At 68.9% G+C, this 17,791-nt stretch carries 18 protein-coding genes; 5 read left to right on the forward strand and 13 right to left on the reverse strand.

What is annotated here, in order from left to right:
- Entirely contained in the window at window positions 1-996 is a 996-nt protein-coding gene (locus NO876_RS10755; RefSeq protein ID WP_256421670.1) for an NAD(+)/NADH kinase, read from the forward strand.
- A gap of 61 nt (window positions 997-1,057) precedes the next feature.
- Here NO876_RS10755 and NO876_RS10765 read toward each other — a convergent pair whose 3' ends face one another.
- Window positions 1,058-2,971 (reverse strand): 2-oxo acid dehydrogenase subunit E2, encoded by a 1,914-nt coding sequence (locus NO876_RS10765; protein ID WP_345780746.1) that lies wholly within the window; start codon window positions 2,969-2,971, stop codon window positions 1,058-1,060.
- 118 nt (window positions 2,972-3,089) lie between these two features.
- Window positions 3,090-3,347: an MTH865 family protein gene (locus NO876_RS10770; protein WP_256421671.1), complete on the reverse strand. Its 258-nt coding sequence runs from the start codon at window positions 3,345-3,347 to the stop codon at window positions 3,090-3,092.
- 120 nt (window positions 3,348-3,467) lie between these two features.
- Here NO876_RS10770 and NO876_RS10775 point away from each other — a divergent pair, with 120 nt between their 5' ends.
- Window positions 3,468-3,938, forward strand: a complete 471-nt coding sequence (locus NO876_RS10775) for a pyridoxamine 5'-phosphate oxidase family protein (protein ID WP_256421672.1) — start codon at window positions 3,468-3,470, stop codon at window positions 3,936-3,938.
- 86 nt (window positions 3,939-4,024) lie between these two features.
- Window positions 4,025-4,576: a plastocyanin/azurin family copper-binding protein gene (locus NO876_RS10780; protein ID WP_256421673.1), complete on the forward strand. Its 552-nt coding sequence runs from the start codon at window positions 4,025-4,027 to the stop codon at window positions 4,574-4,576.
- Here the strand turns inward: NO876_RS10780 and NO876_RS10785 are convergent.
- The 9 genes from NO876_RS10785 to NO876_RS10825 form a co-directional block, all read right to left on the reverse strand.
- The gene (locus NO876_RS10785) at window positions 4,552-5,157 is read right to left on the reverse strand and encodes a DUF7965 family protein (protein ID WP_256421674.1); all 606 of its coding nucleotides are present in this window, start codon (window positions 5,155-5,157) and stop codon (window positions 4,552-4,554) included. The genes NO876_RS10780 and NO876_RS10785 overlap by 25 nt on opposite strands.
- Complete coding sequence (locus NO876_RS10790; RefSeq protein ID WP_256421675.1) at window positions 5,150-5,578, reverse strand: CopD family protein; 429 nt, start codon at window positions 5,576-5,578, stop codon at window positions 5,150-5,152. The genes NO876_RS10785 and NO876_RS10790 overlap by 8 nt, the downstream gene beginning before the upstream one ends.
- A 55-nt stretch (window positions 5,579-5,633) precedes the next feature.
- A complete protein-coding gene (locus tag NO876_RS10795) occupies window positions 5,634-6,692 on the reverse strand; it encodes a glycosyltransferase (RefSeq protein ID WP_256421676.1) in 1,059 nt (352 codons plus the stop codon).
- A gap of 182 nt (window positions 6,693-6,874) precedes the next feature.
- The gene (locus NO876_RS10800; protein ID WP_256421677.1) at window positions 6,875-7,495 is read right to left on the reverse strand and encodes a DUF420 domain-containing protein; all 621 of its coding nucleotides are present in this window, start codon (window positions 7,493-7,495) and stop codon (window positions 6,875-6,877) included.
- 116 nt (window positions 7,496-7,611) lie between these two features.
- Complete coding sequence (locus NO876_RS10805; RefSeq protein ID WP_256421678.1) at window positions 7,612-8,658, reverse strand: NAD(P)-dependent glycerol-1-phosphate dehydrogenase; 1,047 nt, start codon at window positions 8,656-8,658, stop codon at window positions 7,612-7,614.
- 95 nt (window positions 8,659-8,753) lie between these two features.
- Window positions 8,754-9,452, reverse strand: coding sequence for a LysE family translocator (locus NO876_RS10810; protein ID WP_256421679.1), 699 nt, complete (start codon window positions 9,450-9,452; stop codon window positions 8,754-8,756).
- A 78-nt stretch (window positions 9,453-9,530) separates the two neighbouring features.
- A complete protein-coding gene (locus NO876_RS10815; RefSeq protein WP_256421680.1) occupies window positions 9,531-10,241 on the reverse strand; it encodes a TMEM165/GDT1 family protein in 711 nt (236 codons plus the stop codon).
- Window positions 10,238-10,942, reverse strand: coding sequence for a metal-dependent transcriptional regulator (locus tag NO876_RS10820; protein ID WP_256421681.1), 705 nt, complete (start codon window positions 10,940-10,942; stop codon window positions 10,238-10,240). The genes NO876_RS10815 and NO876_RS10820 overlap by 4 nt, the downstream gene beginning before the upstream one ends.
- A 104-nt stretch (window positions 10,943-11,046) precedes the next feature.
- The gene (locus NO876_RS10825) at window positions 11,047-12,219 is read right to left on the reverse strand and encodes a pyridoxal-phosphate dependent enzyme (protein ID WP_256421682.1); all 1,173 of its coding nucleotides are present in this window, start codon (window positions 12,217-12,219) and stop codon (window positions 11,047-11,049) included.
- 110 nt (window positions 12,220-12,329) lie between these two features.
- On the opposite strand from NO876_RS10825, the gene NO876_RS10830 reads away from it, so the two are divergent.
- The gene (locus NO876_RS10830) at window positions 12,330-13,604 is read left to right on the forward strand and encodes an NAD(P)/FAD-dependent oxidoreductase (RefSeq protein ID WP_256421683.1); all 1,275 of its coding nucleotides are present in this window, start codon (window positions 12,330-12,332) and stop codon (window positions 13,602-13,604) included.
- Window positions 13,605-13,655: 51 nt separating this feature from the next.
- Here NO876_RS10830 and NO876_RS10835 read toward each other — a convergent pair whose 3' ends face one another.
- Both NO876_RS10835 and NO876_RS10840 read right to left on the reverse strand, forming a co-directional pair.
- Window positions 13,656-14,351 carry a metallophosphoesterase gene (locus NO876_RS10835; RefSeq protein WP_256421684.1) on the reverse strand — a complete coding sequence of 232 codons (696 nt, stop codon included), beginning with the start codon at window positions 14,349-14,351 and terminating at the stop codon, window positions 13,656-13,658.
- 287 nt (window positions 14,352-14,638) lie between these two features.
- Entirely contained in the window at window positions 14,639-15,244 is a 606-nt protein-coding gene (locus tag NO876_RS10840; protein WP_256421685.1) for a J domain-containing protein, read from the reverse strand.
- 139 nt (window positions 15,245-15,383) lie between these two features.
- Here NO876_RS10840 and ppsA point away from each other — a divergent pair, with 139 nt between their 5' ends.
- Entirely contained in the window at window positions 15,384-17,669 is a 2,286-nt protein-coding gene (gene ppsA, locus NO876_RS10845; RefSeq protein ID WP_256421686.1) for a phosphoenolpyruvate synthase, read from the forward strand.
- Window positions 17,670-17,791: the final 122 nt, after the last annotated feature.

The following is a 17,791-nucleotide window of genomic DNA, read 5'->3' on the forward strand; positions in this document are numbered from 1 at the left end:
GTGGCCGCACCGACAATCGGGCTCCTCGTCAACCCCGCGGCCGGTCGCGACGTCCGCCGCCTGACCGGCGGCGCGACCGTCAGCGACACGTACGGGAAGCGCCGCGCCGCCGAGTGCGTCCTCGCGGGCGTCGGCCTCGCCGACGATCCCGTGGACGTCGTCGTCGCGCCCGACGGCGGCGAGATCGGTCAGCGGACCGTCGCGGAGGCCGACCGGTCGAACGTGCGACTCCTCGACGTCGCCGTCGGGGGAACGAGCGCGGACACACACCGCGCTGCCGCGGCGTTCCGCGAGCGCGTCGACGCGGTCGTCGTCTTCGGGGGCGACGGCACGACCCGGGACCTCGCGATCGAGATCGGCGACGTCCCACTGCTCGCCGTCTCCACGGGGACGAACAACGTCGTCCCGACGCCCGTCGACGGGACCGTCGCGGGCGCGGCGGCCGCCTTCCTCGCGACCGGCGCGGTCGATGCCGACGATGCCACGTACCGGCACACGATGATCGAAGCCCGCGTCGACGACGGGCGCTCGATACGGGGGCTCGCGACCGTCGGCGTCGTCGATCAGTCGTTCGTCGGCACGCGAGCGGTGCTCGACCCCGACGACTTCCTCGGCGGCGGCGTCTCTCGCGCGGCCCGCGGCGAGGTCGGCCTCTCGGGCGTCGCCGGCGCGCTCACCCGCGTCGATCCGGACGACGGTCGCGGCGTCGCCCTCGAACTCGACGCGGACGCCGAGCGGTCCGTCACCGCGATCACCGTCCCCGGCGTCGTCGAGCGAGTCGGCGTCGCCGGATGGTCACACCTCGACCCCGGGGACGAACGCGTCTTCGCGGTCGAGGAGGCCGTCGTCAGCGTCGACGGCGAGCGAGAGCTCGAAGTGCAGAACGCGGAGATCGGGGTTCGGCCCGTTCCGGACGGCCCGCGCCTGGTCGACTTCGACGCGGTCTTCGAGGCCGCGCCGCTCGCGGCGGACGCGCACGCGGTCGAACGCCGGTAGACGGGTCTGGGGCCCCGCCGCTCGCACGCCGCCCTGGACTTCCCGTCGGTCCCGCGTCGCTCTAGGCTTCCAGTCGCTCCCACGACACCTCGACCGGGAGGTCCTCGCGCAGGAGTTCGGCGACGTGACAGCTCCGTTCGCCGTACTCGACGACTCGTTCGAGCGTCGACTCGTCGGCGTCCGGCGCGTCCAGTCGCACCGTGATGTCGATGGATTCCACCGACCCCGACTCCGGTTGCGCGTCGGTCTCGACGTCGATGTCGCCGACGGCCACGTCGCGCATCTCCGCCTGATAACGAATCGACAGCGACAGGCACGCCGCGAGCGAGCCGAGGAAGAGATCGACCGGCGAGGGCTCGGGTCCGTCCCCGTAGCGCTGTTCGGTGCCCTGGGCGCTGACGGTCCCCGCCATCCCCTCTGTCGAGCGCGCGGTGGCCTCGCGGGGGGTCGACTCCGCTGCCGTCTCGGAACCCGAGTCAGTGCTCCCCTCGCGGGCGGCCACGACTTCCTCGGGGAGGAGCGCCCACGGACTCTCGATGTTCTCCGCGAGCGTTCCCAGGAAGCGCGCGGCGTCCGCGCCGTCGACGACCCGGTGGTCGAAAGAGAGGTCCAGCGGGAGCACGCGGCGCGTCTCCGGCGTCCCGTCGTCGCCCATCACGACCCGATCCAGCAGCGTGTTCACGCCCAGAATCGCGATCTGGGGTGGGTTGATGATCGGGTCGAAGGACTCCACGCCGAGGACGCCGAGGTTGGTGACGGTGAACGTCCCGCCCTGGAGATCGGCCATCGTGTAGTCGCCGTCGAGGGTCCGCTGGACGATCTCGCGTCGTTCGGCCGCGAGCGCCGACAGCGACTTCGACCCGACGTCGGGGACGACGGGCGTGACGAGTCCCTGCTCGACGTCGACGGCCAGACAGAGGTTGTGCTCCTCGTAGAGCCGGTGAGTGTCGTCCTCGAACGTCGCGTTGAACGCGGGGTGCTCGTCGAGGGCGTCCGAGAGAGCCAGAAGCAGCACGTCGGTCATCGAGACGTCGGCGTCGAGTGTCTCCTCCGCGGCGTCGACGGCGGCGAGCAGTGCCTCGGCGTCGACCTCGCGGTGTTCGGTGACGTGGACGGCCTCGCGGTAACTCTCGCTGAGGCGCTTCGCGATCGTCCGGCGCATCCCGTCGAACGCGCGCTCCTCGCGGAGCGTCCGCGTCGCTCCCGATCCCTCGTCGGGTTGCCCCGCCCCCACCTCCGCGTCGGGCTCCATCGCTTCCGCTCCCCCGGCGGCGGACTCCGCGTGGGCTTCCACGTCGTCTTCGGTAATCGCGCCCTGTGGGCCTGACCCATTCACCGCCGCGAGATCGACGCCGAGTTCCTCCGCGCGCTTCCGGGCTCGCGGCGTCGCCCGCACGTCGCCGTCGCCCGCGCCGGCACCTTCCGCATCACCGCCCGTCGCGTCCGCGCTCGCCTCCACGTCCGCCTCGGTGACCGCGCCCTGCGGCCCGGTACCGTCGATACCGGCCAGATCGACGCCCAGCTCGTCGGCTCGCTTCTTCGCGCGGGGGCTGGCTTTCGGGGCGGCGTCGGCCGTCTCCGACGAACCGGCCGCCTCGCCGGGCGTCCCCGACGTCTCGGACCCAGTCGTCGCCGACGGCTCTCCGGCGGGTTCGCTCGTGGTGTCCGATCCGCCCGTCTCGGAGACGTCTCCCAAATCGGCTTCGGCCTCCGCCAACAGACCGTCGATCTCCTCGTCCGCTCCGGCGATGATCCCGATCGGGGTCCCGGGGGCGACGGTCTCGCCCGCTTCGAGGAAGACCCGACGGAGCACGCCGCTCTCGCGGGCGTCGACCTCGGCTGTCGTCTTCTCGGACTCGATCTCCGCGACCACCGCGCCCTCATCCGTCGCCGCTCCCTCCTCGAGGAACCACTCCAAAAGCGTCCCGTTCTCCATCTCCAGGCCGAGTTTCGGCATCCGGACGACGTATCCCATACGCGAACAATCACCAGCGATCTACATAATCGTTGAGGATGGATACGGCCCGCGTGTCCGCGACGGCGGACTACTGACCGCGGATTGGGGAGAAGAACCGCCCTCGTGATTCTATGCGTCAGATCATTCCTTCGGCCTTGAGCCCCTCGATGACGTCGTCGACGAGGGTCTCGACGTCGTCGTAGGGGAAGTCCTGGTGAGAGCCGAGTTTCGCGGCCATCTCCATCGCGGTGAGCGTCACGTCGCCCGCCTCGAACTTCGTGCCCGGTCCGTCCGGGAGCGTCGGCACCAGATCCATCTGGCTATCGATCGGGAAGTCTGCGCCACTGAACGCCTCGGTGAACTGCTCTCGGAGTTCTGACTCTACGTCTGCCATAGCCGTCACGTGCGAGACGACGCGCAAAAGCGTTCCGGAACCACTACAAATCGGTTGGGAGTTGTCGCACTCGGCGGCGAGACCGTACATTCTTGGTACTCGCCCGGAGAACCTCCGGTAATGACGAGTGGTGCCTACGGGATCGAGATGAGTGACGGGGACGTCGCCGAGTTCCTGACCCGACAGGGGCACGGCGTCCTCTCGTTCGGCGGCGACGTGCCGTACGGCCTGCCGATCTCGTTCGGGTACGACGTCTTGCACAACCGATGCGTCTTCCAGTTGGTGTTCCACGAGGGAAGCGAAAAGCGGGCCCGCCTCGACGACTCGTCGCACGTGTCGCTCGTCAGCTACGAGTGGAACGGCCCCGACGACTGGCGGAGCGTCGTCATCACGGGCACGCTCGCGCCCATCGAAGACACTGATTCCGCGGCGCTGGACGCTTCCGAGGTGTTCGCGGAGTACGCGTCGGTCGCGGGGCTCAGCGTGTTCGATCGCCCGTCGGCGGAACTCGATCCGGAGTGGTACGAACTGCAGATCGACGAACTGAACGGTCGACACTCGCCGACGAGCGGTTCGGGCTCGACGAAGTGAGTCGACGGCGACGAGGCTGACCCGGTGCCGCCTTCTCGACGAGACAAACCAAAGTATTCACTACAGGCGACTCCCAACGCCCGAGTATGACTGACGGCAACGCGGAGATGTCCCGTCGCGCCTTCCTCACGACGGCTGCCGGAACCGCCGCGGTCGCGGGTGCTGCCGGGACCGCTGCGGGACAGGAGGGCGGAGGCACGGAGGAAGTCGTTGTCGGACCGGGCGGCGACCTGGTCTTCGAACCCGGGACGAGCGAACCGTTACAGATCACTCCCGGAACGACCGTGGAGTTCGCTTGGGACTCCGACAACCACAACATCGTCGTCGACAGCCAGCCCGATGACGCCGACTGGGGCGGTCACGAACCGATCGAGAACACGGGCTTCACGTACGAGTACACCTTCGAGGTGCTCGGCACCTACGAGTACTACTGCGAACCCCACCTCACGGCCGGGATGGAGGCCACGATCGAGGTCGTCGAGGAGATCTCGACGCCCGAGCCCTCGAACGTCCCGTCGGTCCCCGACTCCGCGAAGACGCTGGGCGTCGCGACGACGTTCGCGATGGTCGCCACGCTCGGTCTGGCCTTCTTCTTCCTGAAGTACGGCGGCGACTACGAACTCGAAGACGAGGAGTAGTCCGGTCCCGTTTCCGGGACTATCCGCTCGCTCGCCCGCGCGACCGCGACGCTACAGACGGCTGAGGCCACGCCTGCGACCGCACCGACGACGGCCCCGATAACTGAGCCGATGACAGCGACGAAGGCGACGGTCGTCAGGAGTTCCGGGGCGCGGACGACAGCGACCGCGCTGCCGACCAGGACGCCGCCGCCGACCAGTCCGACACCGACGCCGGCACCGCCGATGGTTCCCCGAATCAAGAGCGACCCGATACTGCGGTCCCCATCCGCGATTCCGCCGCCGGACAGGACCCACCGAACCGCGACGATGACGAGCGCCCACAGGTAGCCGAACGCGGCCAGCCCCGGAACCGTTCCGAGTCCCGTCAGCGCGCCGGCCAGCGCCCCGGAGAGATGGCCGGCCAGGAGGACGACGAGCGAGAACGCCGCGAGATCGAACGTGGCGACCGTCCAGACCTCGAACGGATCGGCGGGCTCGACCTCGGCTCGATCGGTAGACCCATCCTCGGCTCGATCGGTGGATCCGTCCACGGCTCGAGCCGCGGATTCGGTCTCGTCCCGACCGACGCGGTCACCCATGGGCGAGCACCTCCGCGAGCGCGACGATCGCCCCGAGCGCCCATCCGGTCGCAGCGTACAGGACGCGGAGGCGGCCGCGCGCGATTGACCGGACCGCGCCGGAATCGCCGAGCCGACCGACGGCGAGCGAGCGAACCGCCGAGAGGACCACGACCCCGGCCACGACGAGCAGTTTGAACGTCAGGATCGACCCCCAGCGGGTCGTGGGCCCCGGCGGCCCGAGCGTCCCGAGGTTACCGACGCCGGTGGCGATCGAGACGCCGAGCGCGCCCCAGAAGAGCCACTCGTACCGACGCAGCACCGGACGCGGGTCGCGGTTTCCGATCCGGAGCGCCTGCCAGGCGGCGACAGCGCCACCGAGGAGGACGGCCATTCCGAGGACGTGAGCGAGTCGAACGAGGAGGTGGAGGGCACCCGCCATACCACCTCCTACGCCGGACGGGGTCGTAATTCTGCGGGACTGACGCCCGAAAGCATCAGAAGAAGCCGTAGGCGTCGATCTCGGACTCGTAGACGTTCTCGTACGCCGTGAGGATCGGTTCGTGATCGTACCCGACGAACGCCTCGTTGACCGTCGACGGATCGTGGGCCGCGGCGGCGACGACCTCGTCGGCCAGCTCCTGCGGGCTCGTCACGCGCGCGCCGCGGTCGAGGTTCTCCACGAGTTCGTGTCCGCTCGATCGGGCCTGGTACTCGACGATGCCGACGCAGCCGCACGCGAGCGCCCAGAGCAGCCCGCGCGCGAACGGTTCGACGGTCGCCGTCTGGGCGAAGACGTGCGCGCCCTTCAGTATCGGGACGAACTCCTCGGGGTCGAGGTCGCCGAGGAACGAGACGCGGTCGTCGATTCGGAGCTCCGCGGCGGTCTCTTCGGCGGCGTCGCGCTCGGGTCCGTCGCCGATCACGGCGGCCCGCCAGTCGCGGCCGCGGAGCTCCGCGAGCGCGAGGAGGAACGACTCCACGTTGGCGTGCTCGTCTAGGTCCCGCGCGTAGACCAGGTCCGCCCGGTTGTCGACGCCGGCCTCGCGCACCAGATCGAAGTCGATCGATTCGGGGACGAGCGTGACGTCGTCGGCGGCCGCGCCGTACTCGCGGACGTCCGTCTTGACCAATCGCGAAGGGGCCAGGACGCGGTCGGCCCCCTTCGTGGCCCGACGGAGCATCCGCGTGGAGTCGTCGGCCCGCCGCGCCCACCAGTCGACGACGACCGGGATTCGAAGGACGCGGGCGGCCGTCTTCGCGGCGACGACCTGTGCAGGTGGGCTGTTGGTGGCGTGAACCACGTCGGGCGACGCGCGCCGGAGCGCGAAGGGCAGTTTCGAGGCGAAGGATCGAACCGCCGGTTCCTCCGTGACGGCGACGTACTCGACGCCGTTGTGTTCGAACTCGTCGAGCGGTCCGCCCCACCACTGCGCGCAGAGGAACACGACCTCGTGACCGCGCGCGGCGAGACGCTCGGCGACCCGTCGCGCCCGTCTCGTGGCACCGTCCGAACTGAGCTGATCGGGGTACAGCGAGACGAACGCGACGCGCATACCCGTGGGTTTCGTCGCGGCGATAAAAATCCTCGACATTCGGCGGTCGAGCCAGCCGACCGGCGAACGGGGTGCGGTCGGCGGCGACGTCGGAAGACTGTGGGCGAGTCAGAGCCGACGAAAGCGTCGGAACGCGGCGGAGACGATGTCGTCGACACCAGGAGCCAACGGCTGAACCGAGGTCAGAACAGTAGCAACGTCGCGGCGGCGGACTCGACGTACTCCCAACTGAAGGCGTGGTTCAGGAGGAGATAGGTGACGACACCGAGCGCGAGCGAGAGCAGCCACGACCCGGCGGCGATCCGACCGACGCGACGGTGCGGCGTCTCGCTCCTGAGTTCCGCGGGCGAGTGCGTGATCCCGAGGACGAGCGCGTACACCACCACCGGCACCGACACGATCGAGAGGACGATGTGGACCGCGAGCATCGCCAGGTACGGATAGTAGACGAGCGTCGGCCCCACGAACTCCTTCGTGCCGCCGCCGCCGATCTTCGTGAGGTAGAGGACGAGAAACACGAGGATGAGGAGGAAGGAAGTCACCATCGCGGCCGCGTGCTTTTCGACCTCGTCGCGGCGGATCCACCGCCAGCCGGCGGCGATCACGAGGACGTTCACGGCGTTGACGACGGCGATGGCGTCGGCGAGGCGGTTCACCGCCCGCAGCGACAGGTCGGGGAACACGCTCCCGGGCACGACGCCCAGAAAGGTCCCGACGACGGCGGCGTAGCCGACGACCGACAGGAGGGCGGTGACCGCGAGCGGGTGGCGCTTGGCCGCGTTGTCTGCGCTCGAAGTTGCCATACCCGACGTTGGAAACCGGTCCTAATCGGTCTTCGGATCCCGCCTCGTCCGGTGAAGTCACCGGACGGCCGTCCCCCTCGGCGAGGCTCGATGACGACGCCTCACGACAGTCCGTATCAGATCACGCCGGTGAACGTCGCCGCTTCGAGCGCGGCGTCCTCGCTGACGCCGTCGCCGAGGATCGTGTACCGGTCGCGGATCGAGTGGGCGGTCGTCAGCGCCTCCAGAAACGTCTCGTCGTCGATACCGAGTTCCGACGCGGTCGTCGGCGCGCCCATCGCTTCGAGGGCGTCGCGGATGTCCGCCCACTCGCCGCGCTCGCCCGAGTGGAGGTACTCGGTCACGACGCTCGCGACGCCGACCTGGTGCCCGTGGAGCGCGGTCCCCGGAACGAGCCGGTCGAGCTGGTGAGAGATGAGGTGCTCCGCGCCCGACGCCGGTCGGGAGGAGCCGGCGATCGACATCGCGACGCCCGAGGAGACGAGCGCCTTCGCGACCAGCCACGCCGACTCCTCGAAGCCGGGCTTGATCGCCTCGGCGGACTCGACGAGCATCTCCGCGGTCATCTGCGAGAGCGCGCCGGCGTACTCGCTGTACTCGACGTTCTTCAGCCGGTGGGCGAGCTGCCAGTCCTTGACGGCGGTGTAGTTCGAGATGATGTCCGCACAGCCGGCGGTCGTGAGTTCCCACGGGGCCTCCGCGAGGACTTCCGTGTCGGCGACGACCGCCAGCGGCGGGTCCGCGGCGACCGAGTGGCGGGTGTCGCCCTCGGGGATCGACGAACGCCCCGAGACGATGCCGTCGTGGCTCGCGGCGGTCGGGACGGAGATGAACCCACAGCCCAGTCGATCCGAGGCCATCTTCGCCGTGTCTATCGGTTTGCCGCCCCCGAGCGCGATCAGATAGCCCGCCTCGGCGTCCGCTGCGGCGGCGACGACGCGCTCGACGGCGTCGAAACTCGCCGTCTCGACCACGGTCGTTCCGGCCACGTCGAACTGGGCGCGCACCTGATCGCCCACCAGCCCGTTCGGCGTCGGACTCGTCACCACGAGCGGGCGGCCCGAGAGGTAGAGCTCGTCGACTGCTGCAGCGAGGTCATCGAGAACGCCGTGGCCGACGAGGACGTTCCGCGGAAGTTTGATCCACGTCGTCTTGTCGAACATACCATCAGTTTCGCCGGGCGGCTGATAAGGACTGTCGTAAACGGACTTCCCGTTTTCGTGGCGGTGAGAGCAGACGGTGCTGCGCTCGGAGCGCCCTACGGAAGCAGCGTTCCGGCGCTTTGCGCTACGAAGAGAACTCCGAAGCCCGCGAGAACGACGGCGCTGACGCCCGCGACGATCGGCGCGAAGGCGTCGACGCGCCGTTCGGCACCGACGAGCGCGGCCGGGAAGCCGGTGATCCAGAGCGTGATCCCGCCGAAGAAGCCCGCGATGAGCGCCGGCGACCCGGTGTCGACGACCACGATCCCCGCCAGCGACTCGCCGACGTACGGCGTCTGCGCCAGGACGTCGAGCGTCCCCGGCCGGAGCAGTCCGACGCCGATCGTGAGCCAGAAGAGGATCTGATAGGGGTTCGTGAGCGCCAGCACGAACGCCTTTCTGAACCCCGTCCCGACGCGGGGGTCCTCGGCGTCCGTGGCCCCGCCCCCGGCCGTGAACGACGACCGGACGTCGGTGGCGGCGCCGTAGGCGAAATACAGCATCAACACGCCACCCAGGCCGATCATCACCGCGCGGACGAGCGGGAACCGCTCGACGAACGTGACGACGCCGAGCAGCGCGAGCACGAAGAAGATCCCGTCGGCGGTCATCGCCCCGAGGCCGGCCTTGAACCCCGCGATCCACCCCCGGAGCACGCTCTCCTCGGCGATGATCGCGTTCATCGGCCCCGGCGGAGCCGCGAGTGCGACCCCGAAGACGATGCCGGCACCGAGCGTCGCGACGAGACTCGTCATCGAGCGGACAGAGGGCGAGCGGTGAGAAAAATGATCCGAAGCCGAGCGGACGACTGGACCAACGCGTCGCCGCGGTGCTCAGACAAGTCCGGCCGCGGCGGCGCTGACCGCCTCGATGAACGCCTCCCAGAGCGAGAACCCGGTGAAGATAGAAAGCACCGTATCCGCCCCGAAAAACGCGAAGAGCGCCGCCGCGGCGAAGTGCGCCTTCCGCATATCCACCCGGTGGGCGAACGTGTGGAAGAAGTACGCGTTCGCGAGGCTGATCGGGATGATCGCGAGCATCTCGCCGAACCAGATCGCCGACGTCGCGCCGTACTGGACGGCCAGGCCGATCGTGATCAACTGCGTCTTGTCGCCGAACTCGCCGGTGACCATCATCACGAAGATGGGGAGAAAGCCGCCGAACGACCCCGAGTAGCGCTCCAGCGGCTCCGGGAGGTCCAGCGCGGCGAGGTCCGCGAAGCCGCCGTCGGTCTCGGTCGACGCGGCCGCGGTCGTCTCCGTCCCCGCCGAGGGGGCCGAGCGGTACAGGAGCACGGCGAACGCCAGAAAGAGCGCCGCCGTCACCGCGTCGAGAACGACGGGCGGCAGCGCCGCCTGCAGCGCCCGGCCGAAGAGGATCTCGACGGCCGTCCACCCGGCGAAGGCGGACCCCGCCGCCGCGACGACCACCTTCGGGTCGTACCGCGTCGAGAGCCCGGCGATGATGAACTGGACCTTCTCTCCGGGGAGGACGGCCAACTGGGCGACGAAGGCGACGATCAGGATTTCGAGGTACGTGCTCACGCGTCGGTCACCTCGGCCCGATCGTCCGGACCGGTTCGCTCGTCGACCGGCCGGACGCGGATCGCGTCGGCGACGGTGTCCGGAAGGCTCTGTTCGGCCCCCTCACCGGTCCGGACGGTGACCATCCCGAAGGGAGCGACGTCGACGACTTCGAGGGTCGTGCCCGGCGTGATGCCGGCGTCGGCCAGGTACTCCAGCTCCTCGCGGTCGCGGTCGCTGACGCGGGAGACGACGACGCGGTCCCCGACATCGTGGGTCGACAGCGGCGTCGTCTCGTCCTCATCGAGCGGTGCGAGGTCGGCGGAGGGAATCGGGTCGCCGTGCGGGTCGACCGCGGGGTCACCGAGCGCGGCCGCGACGCGCCGCTCGAACTCCTCGCTGATGTGGTGTTCCAGCGCGTCGGCCTCGTCGTGCACCTCGCTCCAGGAGTAGTCCAACTGCTCGGCGAGATACGCCTCCAGCAGCCGGTGGTGGCGGAGCACTTCCAGCGCGACGGTTTCGCCCTCCGGAGTGAGTTCCACCCCCTTGTACTTCTCGCGCGTCACGAGCCCGCGCTCCTCGAGCGTCCCGAGCATACTCGTCACCGTCGCCGGCGTCTTGTCGAGGGCCTCGGCGACCGCGGATGTGGAGACCGGCGGCCCCGACCGCGCCTGAATCTCGTAGATGACCTTTAGGTAGTCCTCCATCACGTCGCTCAACATACGACGGTTTAGACTAGTCTAAAACAATAATCTGACGGTGGAAAAACCCGTCGAGAGGGCTGCGAAACTCGATGACCGGTCCGATTTGATCCTCGCTGGTCGCGCTATACTCCCTTGCCCATCAAGTGACTCCGGAGCACATCGGCCGTCTTCGTGCCCGATTCCGTGTTGAGTACGACGGCGCGGTCCTCGGAACTCAGGACCCCGTCCTCTGCGAGCCGATCGACGGCCGCGAGCGCGACGCCGCCGGCCGCACCGACCTCCAGTCCCACGCGCTGGGCGGCGAGGACGGCACTTTCCAGGCTCTCTTCGTCGTCGACGGCGACGACGCCGCCGTTCGTCTCCTCGATCGCTTCGAGCGCGGCGGCTCCGCCCTTCGGGTCGGTGATCTCTAACTCCCCGACGATCGTGTCCGGCGACCCCCAGGGCTCTACCGAGTCGTTGTCCTGTTGGTACGCAGTCACGAGGGGCGCACACCCCGACGGCTGCGCGGCGAAGATTCGCGGGAGCGAATCGAGGAGCTCGATCGAACGGAGTTCGCGGAACCCCTTCGCGACGCCGGCGACGACCTCGCCGGTGCCCGCCGGAACGATCACGGCGTCCGGCCGGACCCACCCTGTGGCTTCGGCGATCTCGAAGGCGACCGTCTTGATCCCGTCGTGGCGGTACGGGTTGTCGAACTCTTGAAGCGTGTGCCACTCCGACTGCAACTGCTCGTGCAGCGCCGCCTCGGCGTCCGGGTAGCGCCCGCCCACGACGCGCATCTCCCCGCCGTGGACGTTGATCATCGCCTTGTTCGAGAACGGCGACCGCGAGGGGACGAAGGCGTACGAGCGCAGATCGGCTATCCCCGCGTACGAGGCGGCGGACTGTCCGGCGTTGCCGGCCGCCGCGAGCGCGACGAGTCCCGCGTCGGCCTCGCGGGCGGCGGTCACCGCCGGGGCGAGCCCTCGGTCCAGCACCGTTCCCGTCGGGTTCCGGCTCTCGTCCTTGATCGAGAGCGCATCGAGTCCCGCTTCTCCGGCGAGCGACGGGGCCGAAACGAGCGGCGTCCCGCCCTCTTCGGCCGTGGTCGGTTCCTCGAACGGGAGTAGGTCCGCGTAGCGCCACATCGACGCCGGCGCGTCGGCGAGCGCGCCGTCCGTCCAGTCGACGGCGTCGTACTCGTAGGCGGCTTCGAGTCTCGCGCCGGCGTCACTCGGTCCGGTCGCCGTCGCGTCGTAGCGCTCGTCGGTCTCGGTGCAGACGAGTCCGCGGAACGCCGCTGTCGTTTGCATACCCGGAGTTACGATCCGACGGACAAATCCCTATTCACTCGCCGTCGAGGGACGTCGGTACGTTCGGGAACACTCGCAGTCTCTTTGTGTCCACCGAGCGAAAGCCGACTATGGACGGAGAATCCGTCGCGGTCGTCGGCGCGGGACTGGCCGGACTCGTCGCCGCCCGGCGACTCGCGGCTTCGGGCGCGGACGTGACCGTGGTAGAGCGACGTTCGACCGTGGGCGGCCGAGTCCGGACCGAGACGCGAGACGGGTTCACGCTCGATCGCGGCTTTCAGGTCCTTTTCACCGCGTACCCGGCCGTTCGCCGGGAACTCGACCTGGACGCGCTCGACCTCCGGTACTTCCGCCCCGGAGCGGTCATCGCCCGCCCCGGATCGCGGTCGGTGCTCTCGGACCCGCTTCGTGACCTCCGCGCCGTCCCGGCGTCCGTTCGGAACGCCGAGGTGACGTTGAGCGACAAACTCCGGACGCTGCTGCTCCGCCAGCACGTCGGCACGCGGACGGAGTCGGAGATCTTTCGTACGACGGACCGATCGATCCGGTCGTACCTCCGCGAGTGGGGCTTCTCCGAGGACTACGTCGAGCACTTCGTCGCCCCCTTCTACGGCGGGATCACGCTCGACCGGTCGCTGTCGACCTCCAAACGCGTCTTCGAGTACACGTTCAAGGCGCTCTCCGACGGGCAGATCGCGGTACCCGCGGCCGGAATGCGCGCGATCCCCGACCAGCTGGCCGAGCGCGCGGAGCGTGCGGGCGCGTCGATCCGCTGCTCCGAACGGGTCCGGTCGGTCCACGATGACGGCGACGACGTCACCGTCGAAACGGACGCGGAGACCCTGGACGCCGACGCGGTCGTCGTCGCGTGCGATCCGAAGGAAGCGCATCGGCTCACGGACGTCGAATCGGTCCCGCTGGAGGCCCGCGGGTGCGTGACGCAGTACTACCGACTACCGGCCGAAGACGCGCCGAAGACGGGCCGGAAGATCCTACTCAACGCCGCGGACCCGTCGCCGAACACGGTCGTGCCGATGTCGGAGGTCGCCCCCGAGTACGCCCCGGACGGGACGGCGCTGTTCAACGCGACGTTCCTGGGCGAGACCGCTCTCGACCGCGACGCGTCCGCACTCGCGGAGGAGACGCGACTCACCCTGGAGTCGTGGTATCCCGAACGCGACTTCTCGGCGCTCGAATCGGTCCGGACCCACCGGATCGAGTTCGCGCAGTTCGATCAGCCGCCGGGGGTCCACGAGTCGTTGCCGGACGTCCGCGCACCGGGTGGGTCGACGTACCTCGCGGGCGACTACACCGCGTGGTCGTCGATCCAGGGCGCGATGCGGAGCGGGCGCGAGGCCGCGCGGGCCGTCGAGCGCGACCGCTGATCCCGGCATTGCCACTGATCCCGGTACCGTCCCTGCCTTTCGCCCGCCCGATCAGAGCATCCGTCGAAACGACCCCAGCGGCGGGAACGCGAGCGCCTCCGCTCCGTCCTCGTCGTAGACGACCGGTCGAGCGCGGTCGAGGTCGTCGACGAGCGGCGACAGCAGATCGTCTGGGCGCGCGTCGCTGATCTCGACGCCGGCGGCGAGCCGCGAGAACGCGGGGAGCATCAGGACGTCGGCATCGCCGTAGGCGTCGGGGATGTCGAGGAAACAGGGCCGTCGCTGCCCCTCGATCTCGATCGCCGGGTGATCGTGGCCGATCACGTACCGCTCGGCGTCGATCGACGGCTCTTCGTGGCCGTGACAGACCACGGTTCGCGGGTCGTCGCTGGCGACGTACGCGTCTCGGACGTCGTCGCGGACCGAATCCAGCGCCGCGTCGTGATTCCCGCGGACGAAGACGGGACTGCTGCCGGCGTCGCGGCAGGCCGAGACGAGCCGTTCGACGGTCTCCCGGCTGCGCTCTGAGACCGTCCCAAATTGGTGGAGGACGTCGCCGGCGAAGACGGCCGTCTCCGGATCGACCGTAGTGAGGAGTCCCCGAAGCCGTTCGAGGAGGTCGCGTCGCTCACCGATCGGGTACTCGACGTCGGACGCCTCGCTCCGTCCGATATGGAGGTCCGCGACGACGAGCGCGTCCGCTGCCGGGATGAAGACGGCCCGCGGGAGATAGACGACGTCGTCCACGACAGGGGGTACGACCGGCAGGCGCAAATCGGTGACGGCGGTGGCAGTCGGTCGCGAGGTGGCTGGCGGCAATCGGGAGATAGCGAGCGGCGGCGGCGACGCCTCCACTAGTGAACTCCGAATTGGCGAACAGGTGGCACGGCGATCGAGACGGCTGAACCGCCTCTCGGGTCCACGGCGCGGTCGTGCCACACACCTGCGAGACGCGCCGTGACAAGTTTCAACTCACGGGCGGTGTGATCTCGTGATCAGATAAAAACGCTCGGGGCGGCTCGCGTCCGACTCGCCTACTCCGCGGCGTGCTCTCGGGCGGTCGCGTACGCCTCCTGCAGGCGCTTGAACTCCGCCTGCGAGCCGCCGTGATCGGGGTGGACCGACTTCACGCGGTCGCGGTAGGCGTCTCTGACGTCCTCGGGACTCGCCGTCCGGGCGAGGCCCAGATGATCGAACGCCTCCCCCACGGGGTCGTCGCTCGCTCGTCTCCGCGATCCGAAGTCGAACTTCGGAACGTCGAAGGGGAGCCGCCGTCCGAGCGCGTGCACCGGCATCTCGTGTTCGCACAGGACGGTGTACGTCCCCGCCCGTTCGAGGCGGAAGTACGCCTGCGCGTCGAAGGTGAGCGCGACGTCCCGTTGCGGGAGGTAGAACTCGACCGTCTCCCCGTCGATCGCGTGATCCTCCGTGAACGGCTCCGAGATAGTGCGAAGGTACTTGCGGATCTCGGTGCGGCGTCGCGCCGAACCGTCGACGCGGTGACCCCTCGGTGTGGGCTCGTCGGGGAACATACGACCGCCGATCAGGAACACCCCGGCGACGAAGACGGAGGCGAGGCCACCGCCCAAGAGACCCAACACGAGCCACGGTGGCAGCGACGCGATCCACTCCGGAAGCACGGTCGAACGAAGGGCATCGGCACTAAAGAAGTTCTCGCCGCGGACTGTCCTGATTATATACTCGGTTTCGAGTACGTTTTATTCACCGTTGCATTCTTCGGAAAGTACTTTAGGGATATCTGCGGAATTACACACGCTAATGGCTGTAGCTTGGCTGGACGACGTGCGGTCCGCCGACGTCGATCACGTCGGCGGGAAGGCGGCTTCACTGGGCGAACTAACCGCGGCAGGACTGCCTGTGCCGTCGGGATTCGTCGTGACCGCCGCGACCTACCGCGAGTTCATCGAGAACGCGGGCATCGACGAGGAACTGTTCGCGGCCGTCGACGTTGACCACGAGGACACGGAGGCGCTCCGCGAGGCTCACGAGCGCGCGCACGAACTCATTATGGAGACGCCGGTCCCCGACGACGTCAGAGACGGAATCGTCTCGGCGTACCGGGACCTCGGCGACGGCGAGCGCTTCGTCGCCGTCCGCTCGTCGGCGACCGCCGAAGACCTCCCGGACGCCTCCTTCGCGGGCCAGCAGGAGACGTTCCTGAACGTCCGGGAGGACGCGCTGGTCGATCGGGTCAAGGAGTGCTGGGCCTCGCTGTTCTCCCAGCGCGCGATCTACTACCGGAACCGGCAGGGGTTCCCTCACGAGGAAGTCGACATCGCGGTCGTCGTCCAGGAGATGGTCGACGCCGAGAAGTCGGGCGTCCTGTTCACCTCGCATCCGTCGACGGGCGAACCGCAGATCATCATCGAGGCCGCCTGGGGGCTGGGCGAGGCGGTCGTCTCCGGATCGGTCTCACCGGACAACTACGTCATCGACCGAGAGACCGCCGAGGTCGAGACGGTCACCGTCGCCGACAAGAAGGTGATGATGCTCAAAGACGAGGAGACCGGCGAGACCGTCGAGCGCGAGGTCCCCGACGACAAGCGGAGCAAGCGGGTACTCTCCGAGGAGGAGATCGAGGAACTGGTCGAGATGGGCGAGCGCGTCGAGGATCACTACGGAACCCCCCAGGACGTCGAGTGGGCGATCCACGGCGGCGAGGTGTACATGCTCCAGTCGCGGCCGATCACGACGATCGCCGACGACGAGGAGGGCGCGGCCGCGGAGGCCGCTGACAACGGCGCTAACGACGAATCCGCGGCCGAGGGCGACGGTGACGTCCTCTTCCGCGGTCTCGGATCCAGCCCCGGGATCGCCTCCGGCGAGGCCCGGATCGTCACGAAACTCGACCACCTCGATCAGGTCGGCGACGGCGACATCATCGTGACCGAGATGACGATGCCCGACATGGTCCCGGCGATGAAGCGCGCCTCCGGAATCGTCACCGACGAGGGCGGAATGACCTCCCACGCCGCGATCGTCTCCCGCGAACTCGGCGTCCCGGCGGTCGTCGGCACCGGATCGGCCACCCGGCAGCTCGAAGACGGCCAGCCGATCACCATCGACGGCGACAAGGGGACCGTCCGCGCGGGCGTAGAACCGGAAGAAGAGCAGCACGAACCGATCGAGGAGGCCCGTCCGAAGACGCCCGTCAAGCCGATGACGGCGACGGAGGTGAAGGTCAACGTCTCGATCCCGGAAGCGGCCGAGCGCGCGGCGGCGACGGGTGCCGACGGAGTCGGTCTCCTCCGGATCGAACACATGGTCCTCTCGCTCGGAAAGACGCCCACGAAGTACATCGCGGACAACGGCGAGCGCGCCTACGTCGACGAGCTCGTCGACGGCATTCGCACGGCGGCCGAGGAGTTCTACCCCCGGCCGGTCCGCGTCCGGACGCTCGACGCCCCCACCGACGAGTTCCGGCAACTCGAGGGCGGCGGCGACGAACCCCGCGAGCACAACCCGATGCTCGGCTACCGCGGCATCCGCCGCTCGCTCGACAACCCGGGGCTGTTCGAGCACGAACTGGAGGCGTTCCGGCGCATCTACGAGATGGGCTACGACAACGTCGAGATAATGTTCCCGCTCGTCAACGACGCCGGGGACGTCGTGCGCGCCCGAAATCTGATGGAACAGGCAGGCGTCGATCCAGAAAAGCGGGAGTGGGGCGTGATGATCGAGACGCCCGCTGCCGCGCTCGGCGTCGAGTCGATGGCCGAGGCCGGCATCGACTTCGTCTCCTTCGGGACGAACGACCTCACGCAGTACACGCTCGCGGTCGATCGGAACAACGGGCGCGTCGCCGACCGCTTCGACGAACTCCACCCGTCGGTGCTGAAGCTGATGGGCGACACCATCGAGACCTGCCGAGAACTCGGGGTCAAGACCAGCATCTGCGGGCAGGCCGCCTCGAAGCCGCGGATGGTACAGTTCCTCGTCGAGAAGGGTATCTCGTCGGTGTCGGCGAACATCGACGCCGTCCGCGACGTCCAGCACGAGGCCAAGCGCATCGAGCAGCGGCTCCTCCTGGACTCGGTCCGCTGACCGGACCGGTTGGGTCCGCTGACCGGCCAGACCGGTTGGGCCCGCTGACTGACTCGGTCGGCTGATCCCCGGACCGTCGACGGGCCGTCCATTCCAGCCACGGACGGGCTGTCGATTCCAGC

This window comes from Halobellus rarus, from assembly GCF_024494595.1.
In the GTDB taxonomy this organism is placed as follows: domain Archaea; phylum Halobacteriota; class Halobacteria; order Halobacteriales; family Haloferacaceae; genus Haloquadratum; species Haloquadratum rarum.